Raw genomic sequence first — 11,187 nt, forward strand, 5'->3', positions numbered from 1 at the left:
CGCAATGGCAAGCCTAATAATTCTATTTTACTTCAGTACTATAAAACAAATCTAAATGGTAAAAAGAAAAAAGTTGCTCTCGTAGCCATAATGCACAAACTTCTAAATTATATTTTTGCAGTTTTAAGAGATCAAAAACCATATACACAGCGTTCTCCAAAGCTTCATAGTAAAATGTATTTAGAAAATGTTACTAGATTAACTGCCTAAATTCAAAAATAATTTTACAGATCTGTAATTTAGCTATTGTTCGTGTTTTTCAATGGCTTGTTTGCTATACCCATTTTTACAAAATAACATTTTTAAAAATTAAATAGAAAAACTATTGACTTTTACTAGCTGGTCTTTCATACTAACCATATTTCGTATTTTCTTTTTTCCCCTTGAAAGCCTATTATAGAGAACAGATTTGCCAAGCCCTGTATCTTTAGATATTTCATCCATATCTTTATCTTCTATATATAGTTTCTTGAAAATAATTCTATCTTCTTTTGATAAATTATGTAACATTTTTTCAGTTTCACTACTTATTTCATTTGTTAAAATTTCTCTGAGCAAATTATCTTCTACAGGTATAATTGCTTTTTCTATATCGGCATTCTCTGTATGTCTTAAATATTTTCTTATATAATCAATAGATTTATATTTTGCAATCCCTGCTATCCAATTTTTAAAACTAGACTTTTCAGGATTGTAATAATGAATATTCTTCCAAATAGCAAGTAAACAATCATTCATACATTCTTCATGAAAGTCTTGTAGTCTAAAAAGATGTTTTTTTATAACTGTTTTAAGAATCCAAGCGTAATTGTCAATAACATATTCTAAAGCTCTTTCATTTTTCTTCTTTATCTGATCAATAAAATTCTCTTCCGTTATTCTCAATGGCACCACCTTCTTTATTTATTTTCTACATGCATGTTTTGACCCTTCACCTAATACTTCGTAACTACAATACTAAATCTATCAAAAATTCAAAATAAATTTGGGGTCAGGCTCACTTTTAAACTTTATCCATATAAGTAATATATCTTTTAGTTTAAAAGTGAGCCTGACCCCATTTTGTGGTTTACAATTTTTTAGTTGCAGTTTTTACACCAAAACCAATTAGTATCAATCCCACAATTATATTCAATATATTGAGGAATTGAGGCTTTAAAAAAATGTTAATGAAACTGCCAAAAATAGAAATTAAGGTTAGAAAAGCCAAGGTAGAAAGTATAGCTCCCAGTCCAAAATAATACATATCTTTTTGTTCCATATTTTCTTCAACAATTTTTGTTGAAAAAACCCCTGCCCAAAATAATATAGTTAAAGGATTTGATAACGTTAATACAAAGGTTTTAACAAAAACACCCTTAATATTTTGTCTTGATAAAAAGTTTAAGCTAGGTAATAAATCAATCCCCAAAACATCCAAGATATTACTAAAACCAAAAATAACAAGTACAATAGCCCCGAAATATTTTAAAACTAATTTTGTATTATTATACTTATCAATTAAAGTCCCCATACCAAGTATAGCTCCCAGTATAAATATCCCATCAATAATCACTACAGCCAAGACTCCTATCATTGCCGATAGCAATCCTAAAGAGGACCCAGTTTTAAGAATATATATACATATAGGGCCCACTGCAAGTTGTAATAACATTCCAAAACGGAATCCTTTTAACAACATGGAGAATCCTCCCTATCTATTATTTTTTTCTTTTAAAGTTGATAAAGCAATCAAGGTATTGGATTTTTGAACTCCTTTTATGGACTTTAGTTTATTACTTAGAAAATCTTCTAATTCAGTTGTATCACTAACCAGAACTTTAATCATATAATCATATTCACCTGCCATATGATGACATTCGATCACTTCTGAAAACTCAATTATCAATTCTCTAAACCCATGAATATTTGGCGCACAATCAATATTTATAAATACAAAAGCCATTAGTTTATAACCAAGCTTTTCACGATTTAACTTAATAGTATATTTTTCAATTATATTTGATTCTTCTAATCTTCTTATTCTATCTGATACAGCAGGTATAGATAAATTTACATTTTTGCTAATCTGAGAAGCAGTAGCTCTGCTGTTCTCCTTTAGTACATCAATAATCTTTTCGTCAATTATATCCATAACCTCAAACTCATTTAATTATATTTTAAATATATTACATGTGATAATCTAAATAATATAAACGTATATTTTAAAATTGTTTAATATTTAAAGGAAAATAAGCATACTTATCTATAACTAAATTCTGACGCCTTTATACATTCAAACCAAGGTGTGCATTATACAAGTCCAGTATTTGAAAACCTAATCAAATCATATGGATTAGGACAATCTATGTCTAGGCGAAGTAACTGCTGGGATAATGCACCACAAGAATCTTTTTTTGACATTTTAAAGATGAGTGCTATATAAAATCATACGAAACTTTTGAACAATTGCAAGAAGGAATAGAACAATATATAATTTACTACACTAAATATAGATGTCAATGGAGTTTAAAAAAGATGACTCCTGTTAGTTACAGAAATCATCTTCTTAATGCTGCATAGTCTTTTTAAAATTGTCCTTGACTAAGGGTACATTTTATTTACTAGCTGGTCTTTTTTATACATTAATGGAAAATTAATATTGACAGATCTTATCCTTGCAATAAAAAAACACACAAAAAAATGTGCATCTATTTAAATAAACTCTCCCTATTAAGGATAATCTAAACCTTCCCATCTTTTATTAGTGATATTAATCTTATAGTTAGATCTGTAATTTTATTTGCGTCTACGTCATTTTTAGTATTGTTTACAGTAATTGAAACTGTATATATATCACTATTTTCTTCTTTTTGAAGAAGATGAGTATACTGAAGAACTCCAGGTTCTGATCCTCCCTTATAGCCAACTAAGCTCCAATCCTGTTTATTTGCTAGCCCTGGATTAATAGTTATTTCACTAGTGTCTTTTAAATCATATATTGTATTGCAAAGCTCCTTGGTTGTAAAAAACCACTCTACATCATTAACTAAAGTTGGGGAAGTTAAAATATTGTCTAAGGTTAAATCTTTATCCTTTACAAGGTTTAGAATTTCTTCTTTATAAGACTCACTTCCATTAATATATTTTTGCTGAAGGTCTTTTTCAAGAAGCCACTTTATTTTAAATACTTCAGTTGTTTTTAAAAAAGGCTTATTAATATCCGAAACATTTTTTTCAATATTTTCTCTTCCAATATACTCTATTAAATGATCAGTTGCAGTATTGTCGCTTACTGAAATCATTAAATTCGTTAGTGTTTTTAATGTTACAGGAGTACCTACAGTCCACTCCTGAAGAAATCCAGTAGGAAGCGATATGTTTTCCTTATTTAAGGCTATAACATCCTCCCAAGAAGCATCTTTAGCTTCTATTTCATCATAAACAGCCTTTAAAACATATAGTTTAAAAGCAGAGCCTACTGCCATTGGTTTGTCTTCATTATAAGAAAGTAAGACATCTTTATTATTTTTCATTATGCAAACAGAGGCTAAGCCATCAAGAGCTTTTATTTCCGATAATACCTTTTCTGCTGAATCATCTTCTAAAGTAGGTGGTCTAAAATATAATGCTACAATTCTATTTTTATCGTTTAGCTTTATCTGTGAAGAAAATCTCCCCTTTTCAAATACAAGGATATACTTATTATCTTTCCATTCTATATCATTTAACATACCGAAATTTGCTTTATAAGCTTCGACCAACTCTATGATTTTTTCTGCCGGTACTTGATTTAAAAAGGATTGATCAAACAATGAACTCATCTCATTATAGTTTATTGTAAAAATCTTGTAGAGTACCTCTTTGTTAGTATCACTTTCAGAAAAAGCTACTGATGATAACAACAGTGAAACTATTAATGTCACTATAAGTATTCTCCGTTTCATAAACCTATCACTCCTTATAATTTAATAAAATTGGACTAAAGAATTTCTTAGTAAAAATTTATCTATTCATCCCTCCTCCACTAAGTGAAAGTATGAAGTTCTCAATTTATCATCTTTAGTTATAATAGATTTTATGTCTTTTTATTTTAGTCTTCATAGCTAAATATTTCTTCTATAGTCGTTTCAAATACCTTTGATACATCCATGGCTAATTTTAGAGATGGATTGTATTTTCCATTTTCTAAGTTACCTATTGTTTCTCTCCGCACTCCAACCATCTTTGCTAAATCCTTTTGGCTTAAATTATATCTTGCTCGAAATTCTCGTATTCTAGTTTTCAGCGCCACTAACTGCACCTGCTTTCTCTGTATTCTAAAACCATAAGATAAATAGAAAATACAAAAATTGCAGTAGCAAAACTAAGACCAAATGCAAACGGTATAGCTCTAGCATCTAAGTAAACAAAATATCCCAAAAACATAAATAGAACTAAAGAAATCATCTGACATAAAAAAGCACTAGTAGCTGCTTTTCGTACATTAAGCTCAAAAAGTTCATCAGGTATTATAAAAAAATATCTTATATAGTAACCGAAGCCAAAAAATCCATATAAGCTTATATCTCCTGTTTTCCATCCTAGGAATCCTATTAATGAAAGTAGAGAAAGTAAGCCTAAATAGTTAAACTTTTTCATTTCAACCTCTCCTTCTGATGTTATATATTTTTCACTTTATGTTATGAATATATAACATTAGGGATTAGAAGTCAATATATATTTTCCAAATATAGCCTTAATTTATAAAACTATTGTACATATGCCTAATACACCTTTATGAAAGACTCCTAAATATTCCAATAGGAAATTTGGGGTCAGGCTCACTTTTAAACTTTATTGATATAAATAATATATCTTTTAGTTTAAAAATGAGCCTGACCCCATTATGTGGTTATTTAAAATAATTCACTGCTATACCGAGCCAAGTCAATACATATATGTGTAATGGGTAATAGATATAAAATAGATATTTTCCACCTTTACCTTTTTGGTTATTGTACATTGATATAAATACTAATGCAAAAATCATATACCATTGAACACCTTCAAATATCGATAATATTGACCAATTTGGATCAAATAGTGCTCCTATTGAAAAGAATCCTGAAACATAAAATATATAGAAAATACTTGTCTTTAATTTTGTTTCTCTAAAAAGATAAAATCCAATTCCCAATAAAATTGCAAATATTCCACCTTCTACATCAAAAGGTACTGGTATAACTGTCGTAATAAATTTCTTAGCTACTAAATTAGTGAAACTTTCAAGAAAAACCTGTGTTATACATGGTATTAGTAATAATACTAGATATAACACAGATCTTTTGTAATTTTTACTTTTTATATGTTCCCTAATTTTACTCCCTGTATGAATAAAGAATGTAATCAAAAACATGGTAGCAAAAATATTATTATGCACTAAAAATCCACCCGGTTGTGGCGTGTATTTATTGATAATTATATTTGTAATACTCATTAATACAGAAGCAATATATAATCTTGACATATATTTTATTCTATCATGGGTATAATGCATGCCTTCAGCAAGCATAAAAAGAAAAATAGGTGCCACTAATCTACCTAATATATTGAACCATTGAGGTGTTTCTATAACACCATAAAATCCTTGATATGCATGATCAAATGTCATTAGAATCAAAGCAATTATTTTTAATTGATAACCGTTAAATCCTTTCTTCAATGTTTGCATATTTTCCTCCTTTTCTCTCTTCATAATCTACATATAACTATAAATGATCTGTATCTTTTCTTACATTGAATTGTCTTACGTTTCCCTTACAATTTTGAAAGAAGATGACTTACCATAACAGCCAAATATATCCTTAACAATTTCATTTTCATAAAATATTGAAATAACTTATTAAGTTATTGACAAAAATCCAAATTACAATTATAGTAGTTACTATAGTGTACACTATAGAGGAAGGAGTTTTTTATTTTGAATAGATGTAATATAAAAGATGGGATAAATAATGGATAATCAATTAATCTTAATAGAAAAGATGAAGCAAGTTGGACTAAATCAGTATGAAGCAAAAGCTTACTTGAAACTTTTAGAAAAATGGCCTGTCAATGGTTATGCATTAAGTAAAAATTCTGGAGTACCAAGGTCAAGAGTATATGAAGTATTAGATGGGTTAGCAAAAAAACAATTAGTTTTTGAGAAAAACACTGAGAATGGGACAATTTATTATCCGTTGGAACCAGATTTATTAGTGAAAAAGTTGAAAAAAAACTACGAATCCATTATTGAGCATGTTAAAAAGGAAACTACACAGTTATTCGTAAATACTAAAGATCAATATGAGTCAAAGGTTATAACAGGCAGAAAAAATATTTTTGATTTTATTGGACTATTAATAGAAAATGCCAATAAGCGCATTGATATATCTATCTGGAAAGAGGAGTATAAAGATTTAGAAAAGTATTTTAATGATGCAATAAATCGCGGTATCAAGATTAAAGGTATATATTTTGGATATGATAATAAATTAAAAGATGTATTGACTCATAGACGGTTAGGGACTTATTTAAAAGAAAAAGATGAACGCTATATCATCATTATTATTGACAAGAAAGAAGCGATTACTGGGATTATCTCCAGAGGAGAAGAAAGCCAGGTTACTTGGACAAATGACTTTGGCGCAATTGATATTATGGAAGATTACATAGTTCATGATTTAATGATTAATGTTTATTCCAGTATGCTTTCTGAAGATAGCAGAGAAAAATATGAAACAGCAATGGATCAAGTTAGAAAAAATTTTTTTAAAGATTAATAAGGAGTGAATAGGAATGTCTTATATGCCAAATTACGAAGAAGCTTTAGAAATTTTAAAAAAGTATAATAACAAAAGTTTTCATATACTACATGGACAAATTGTTGGTGGAGTTATGAAATACTTTGCTAAAAAACATGATCCCGAAAATGTAGAATTTTGGGAAGTTGTTGGACTTTTGCATGACCTTGATTTTGAGTTATATCCAGAAGAACACTGTGTTAAACAAGTTGAAATAATGAAAGAACTTGATATTGATGAATCAGTTATTAAGTCTACAGTAAGTCATGGTTATGGAATGACAAAAACTGATGTTAAACCTGAGCATATAATGGAAAAAATATTATATGCTGTTGATGAACTTACTGGAATAATAGGAGCAGCCGCATTAATGAGACCTTCTAAGAGTGTATCTGATATGAAAGTTAAATCTGTAAAGAAAAAGTTTAAAGACAAGTCTTTTGCAGCAGGCTGTTCTAGAGATGTTATTAAACAAGGAGCAGAAAACCTGGGATGGGATATGAATTACTTAATGGAAGAAACTCTACTAGCTATGAAGGAGTTAGTGAAACAATTAAATATTTAATCTAGAGGTATTAATTTTGATAGCTCTTTCAATTGAAGAAAATTTAAACAGTAGGTTCATTATGATAAAACCTACTGTTTTTATTTCTATATATAATTCATTGACTGTTTTCTCATAGAAATACTATGGTCATTCTTTACTAGCCATAATAAAGTACCTATGACATGTAAAATCAATATAACCCAATTTGTCAATTATATTATGAATTTCTAACAATTTGTCAAAATATCTTTCTATTGTAAAATCTGGTACTTGCCATGGTATTGCTTTTAAATAATACACAATAGCTCCTATATCATAAAATCTTGTTTTTACTAAATCTTCTTTCTGTTCAAGTACCTTTAAATCTACTACTTCTAATTGACTAACAGCTTTTTGTAAATTCCAATCAATAAACTCAAATTCTGGAGCTCCTAAAATCTTATTTAATTCTTTATCGTTTAATCCACCAACCTGTTGAGTAATAAATATGCCTTTATTTTTTAAAATTCTTTTAACCTCTTTAGGTGAGTAAGATCCATGTTTATTTATTATAATTTCAAAAGTTTCACCGTCAAATGGTAAATATTCATCATCTTCAACTTTGCATACTTTTATACCTAAAGGCTCTAACCTATTCTTTGCAATGGATATATTAGGCTTATAACCTTCAGTAACACAGGTAGATTTAGGTAGTGGACTTAAAGTAGATAAAAACTCTCCTCCACCTGTACACATATCAAGTAAAGAAGAAACTCCTTGCATTTCCATCATCACTTTATTTCTATAATTCCAACTTAGTGGAAACTCTTGCATTCTTCCCGTTGATTCCAAATGTGAAAAATCCCATCCTTCAAATTTTTCATTCACTTCATCTACTAGATAATCAAATAACTCTTTATTTGTTAAGCTTTTTTTCATAATTGCTTCCTCCTTTAATTGTTTTTAGGGTTTCAAGTAAAAATATTTGAAGGAGGACCTCTTATAAGTTGTTACAATCCATATAAAATAAAATAAATATACATAAACACACTCCTTTTCTAGTTATTTATATCTATAGTTTATACTTTTTCATTCAACTTTATTTAATACAAATTCTCTAATTCTTTCAGTACTTTCTATACAATTTTTAGTGTTGTAGTATTCTCTCCTGAAAACCTATATTTCTTTTATATTTATCTTTTCATCACCTAATATAAATATTATACCATTAAATAGTAATATTTTATAGTTTAACAGCTCCTAAATATTGTCTACTACTTATGATATGATTCACCGTAATGGCCTTATTGGCGGTTTTACAGGTGTTACCTTGAATCTTTTTAGAATATGTTTGCTTCTGTAATCTGAAACAACCAAAGGTAATCCCATCACTCCTCCTGCACAGATTGCAATAGAAGCTATTGCACCAAAAGACTGGTCCAAAGATGTATTAGTAGCACCGTCAAAAGCAGGTTTGTTGCCGTAAATACTCCCAAGCACTACAAGAACGATTATCGGCATACAAATTGCAAATATAAACATATCCATGCCACGTAGAGATAGTTTAATTTCTGTTTTCAGCATTGTATTAAATGTCTTCATTTTGCATTACCTCCTCATCTGTATACCAAAGATACGCATCTTCAAATTTTTCATAGGGACTTTTTTCAATAGCTTCCTTTACTGTTCCATAAAAATCAGACGAAATTCCAACTCCATCATCTTTTATGTTAATTACTATGTTATCACCAGATATAGAAAATTTAATGTTAACATTTGTTTCAGGAGAATTATATTTAATAATATTTTCAAATATATTAAAAATTGCCCTTTTTAACAGCCTTGAATCAAACTGAAAATTGACACTGATATCAGGAATTTCTATATTTAAAATAAATTTATTGGTTATAAATATATCATAATATTATATTACTACCTGTCGAAACCAGCTAACAATATCTCTGCTTTCCTTTGAATATATTTTTTCGTTTATATTTAAGTTTGAATATTGATTTAAATCTTCTATTAATTCGTTTAATCTTAATGAGCTTTTATAAATCATATTCAGATAATTTATTTCTTGATTTTTATCTAAATCATCATTTATAAGAATTTCAGAATACCCTTTTATACTGCTGACAGGAGTTTTTAAATCATGAACTATATCCCCCATTAATTGTCGTTTATCTTCTAATAATTGATCTTTTTTTAGTTCGCTTTCTTGAATTGTATCAGCCATATTATTAAAAGTTGTAGTTATAATTGAAAATTCATTATTTGTTGTATTTTTCATTCTAATAGTCTTATCATCGTTATTAAAAATATTCATTACATGGACAATATGTTCTATTGGGAGAATAAATTTGTTTGATGTGTATTTAGCATAAAAAAATAAAATAAATCCATTAATTAAAAATGTTATAATTGCAATAGTTAAAAAAACACTTCCAATATTGACTCCAAATAAACCTAAAATCTTATAAGTATTTTCATCAATGACTTTAGTAATTAATAAGGTAATAATTATAGAAGCAAAGAATGATGGAATTATAATAATATAAGAGAATAAATAATTTTTTAATAGCATATTTTTTATTTTACTGTTTTTCACATTTAATCACTCCTCACTCCATTTTATAGCCAAGCCCACGAATTGTTTTTAAATATTGTGGATTTTTAGGATCTTCTTCAATTTTTTCTCTAATTCTACTTATTTGTACCATGACAGGATTTGAATCATTTAAATAACAATCCCCCCATACATTTTCATATATTTGCTTTGTTGTAAAAACTCTACTGGGAGATTTCATTAACATCTCTAAAATTTTAAATTCTTTGTTTTTCAGATAAATTTCATTACCATTTTTGATACATAGACATCTAGTAAGATCAAGCTTGAGATCCCTAAGAGTTAAAATATTGTTTTGGCTTTTATTATTAGTATTTGTATAATCATAATATCTTCTTAAGTTTGAATTGACTCTTAATATTAAATCTGATGGATTAAAGGGTTTTATTATATAATCATCTGCACCATTTTCAAAGGCTTTTATTTTATCTAGATCATTCATTTTTGAAGTCAAAAAAATAACTGGAATAAATGAATTCTTTCGAATTTGTTTTAAAAGAGTAATGCCATCCATATTTGGCATCATAATATCAAGTATTGCTAAATTAATCTTTTCATTATTTATAATGTTCAAAGCTTCTTCACCATCTTCAGCCTCAAATATTTTAAAATTTACTTTTTCTAAATGATATTTTAAGGGTTCTCTTAAATCGGCTTCATCTTCCACAATTAATAAATTCATATAAACCTCCATCTAAAATGATATTTTATTATAGAATAAGTTGAAATTGAAAGGTTATTGTAAGAATCAGATAAGTATAATTACAGTATATCAGTATATTATATACTTAAAAGCATAAGCTAGTTTGTTTGCAAATTATTTTTTGATTAGTCTACCATATTATTAACAGATTATCAAATTTAAATTCTAAAGCGTTACTGTCAAGTAATAGTTGGCAATTATTTTTCTTTAGATTTAATCATCCAATAACTATTGATTTTTAGGTTTTAAATTTATGTATTTAACACCCGTTAGGGCGAAATTATTTTAGACATTGTTATATTTCAATTTTATATCCTCATTACTGACCGTTAGGGCATAGATATCCTGTATTTAATATTATTAGAAACGATATCTTTAAAAGCTTAGCTTTAGGTTACTTGCACATCTATCACCTAGCATTTTCTGTATTGCCCTTCTTCCATTGGTTACAGCGCATTTCCTAAATGGAATAGAGGCTGTTTTATGCTTATATATTTTACTCTTTTTAGGCTTTCTATTTACTTCT

At 27.9% G+C, this 11,187-nt stretch carries 14 protein-coding genes and 2 pseudogenes; 4 read left to right on the top strand and 12 right to left on the bottom strand.

The window, feature by feature from the left end:
• Positions 1–210, top strand: a pseudogene (locus Q326_RS17500) (hypothetical protein); the annotation flags it as partial.
• Between the two features lie 99 nt (positions 211–309).
• Here Q326_RS17500 and Q326_RS0114110 read toward each other — a convergent pair.
• The 3 genes from Q326_RS0114110 to Q326_RS0114120 form a co-directional block, all read right to left on the bottom strand.
• Entirely contained in the window at positions 310–885 is a 576-nt protein-coding gene (locus tag Q326_RS0114110) for a sigma-70 family RNA polymerase sigma factor (protein ID WP_026895966.1), read from the bottom strand.
• A gap of 184 nt (positions 886–1,069) precedes the next feature.
• Positions 1,070–1,681 (bottom strand): LysE family transporter, encoded by a 612-nt coding sequence (locus Q326_RS0114115; RefSeq protein WP_026895967.1) that lies wholly within the window; start codon positions 1,679–1,681, stop codon positions 1,070–1,072.
• A 12-nt stretch (positions 1,682–1,693) separates the two neighbouring features.
• Positions 1,694–2,134, bottom strand: coding sequence for an Lrp/AsnC family transcriptional regulator (locus Q326_RS0114120; protein ID WP_026895968.1), 441 nt, complete (start codon positions 2,132–2,134; stop codon positions 1,694–1,696).
• Between the two features lie 117 nt (positions 2,135–2,251).
• Between Q326_RS0114120 and Q326_RS18330 the strand changes: the two are divergent.
• A pseudogene (locus Q326_RS18330) lies at positions 2,252–2,562 on the top strand (IS3 family transposase); the annotation flags it as partial.
• A 161-nt stretch (positions 2,563–2,723) separates the two neighbouring features.
• Here the strand turns inward: Q326_RS18330 and Q326_RS0114125 are convergent.
• From Q326_RS0114125 to Q326_RS0114140, 4 genes are all read right to left on the bottom strand, one after another.
• Positions 2,724–3,926 carry a serine hydrolase gene (locus Q326_RS0114125; RefSeq protein ID WP_026895969.1) on the bottom strand — a complete coding sequence of 401 codons (1,203 nt, stop codon included), beginning with the start codon at positions 3,924–3,926 and terminating at the stop codon, positions 2,724–2,726.
• Between the two features lie 146 nt (positions 3,927–4,072).
• On the bottom strand, positions 4,073–4,273 hold the full coding sequence (locus Q326_RS0114130; RefSeq protein ID WP_026895970.1) for a helix-turn-helix transcriptional regulator: 201 nt from the start codon (positions 4,271–4,273) through the stop codon (positions 4,073–4,075).
• A complete protein-coding gene (locus Q326_RS0114135) occupies positions 4,273–4,620 on the bottom strand; it encodes a DUF3796 domain-containing protein (protein ID WP_026895971.1) in 348 nt (115 codons plus the stop codon). Before Q326_RS0114135 ends, Q326_RS0114130 begins: the two co-directional genes overlap by 1 nt.
• Before the next feature lie 253 nt (positions 4,621–4,873).
• Positions 4,874–5,692 (bottom strand): TraX family protein, encoded by an 819-nt coding sequence (locus Q326_RS0114140; protein WP_026895972.1) that lies wholly within the window; start codon positions 5,690–5,692, stop codon positions 4,874–4,876.
• A gap of 283 nt (positions 5,693–5,975) precedes the next feature.
• Here Q326_RS0114140 and Q326_RS0114145 point away from each other — a divergent pair, with 283 nt between their 5' ends.
• The gene (locus Q326_RS0114145; protein ID WP_026895973.1) at positions 5,976–6,782 is read left to right on the top strand and encodes a TrmB family transcriptional regulator; all 807 of its coding nucleotides are present in this window, start codon (positions 5,976–5,978) and stop codon (positions 6,780–6,782) included.
• 16 nt (positions 6,783–6,798) lie between these two features.
• Complete coding sequence (locus Q326_RS0114150) at positions 6,799–7,368, top strand: hypothetical protein (RefSeq protein WP_026895974.1); 570 nt, start codon at positions 6,799–6,801, stop codon at positions 7,366–7,368.
• Between the two features lie 129 nt (positions 7,369–7,497).
• On the opposite strand, the gene Q326_RS0114155 is transcribed toward Q326_RS0114150, so the two are convergent.
• From Q326_RS0114155 to Q326_RS0114170, 5 genes are all read right to left on the bottom strand, one after another.
• Complete coding sequence (locus tag Q326_RS0114155) at positions 7,498–8,268, bottom strand: class I SAM-dependent methyltransferase (RefSeq protein ID WP_026895975.1); 771 nt, start codon at positions 8,266–8,268, stop codon at positions 7,498–7,500.
• 351 nt (positions 8,269–8,619) lie between these two features.
• Positions 8,620–8,931, bottom strand: coding sequence for an ABC transporter permease (locus Q326_RS17505; protein ID WP_250160349.1), 312 nt, complete (start codon positions 8,929–8,931; stop codon positions 8,620–8,622).
• Positions 8,918–9,244, bottom strand: a complete 327-nt coding sequence (locus tag Q326_RS19240; protein ID WP_205687684.1) for an ATP-binding protein — start codon at positions 9,242–9,244, stop codon at positions 8,918–8,920. Before Q326_RS19240 ends, Q326_RS17505 begins: the two co-directional genes overlap by 14 nt.
• Positions 9,245–9,253: 9 nt before the next feature.
• Entirely contained in the window at positions 9,254–9,940 is a 687-nt protein-coding gene (locus Q326_RS0114165; protein WP_026895976.1) for a sensor histidine kinase, read from the bottom strand.
• Between the two features lie 13 nt (positions 9,941–9,953).
• Positions 9,954–10,640: a response regulator transcription factor gene (locus Q326_RS0114170; RefSeq protein ID WP_026895977.1), complete on the bottom strand. Its 687-nt coding sequence runs from the start codon at positions 10,638–10,640 to the stop codon at positions 9,954–9,956.
• Between the last annotated feature and the right edge of the window lie 547 nt (positions 10,641–11,187).

This window comes from Clostridiisalibacter paucivorans DSM 22131, from assembly GCF_000620125.1.
GTDB lineage: Bacteria > Bacillota > Clostridia > Tissierellales > Clostridiisalibacteraceae > Clostridiisalibacter > Clostridiisalibacter paucivorans.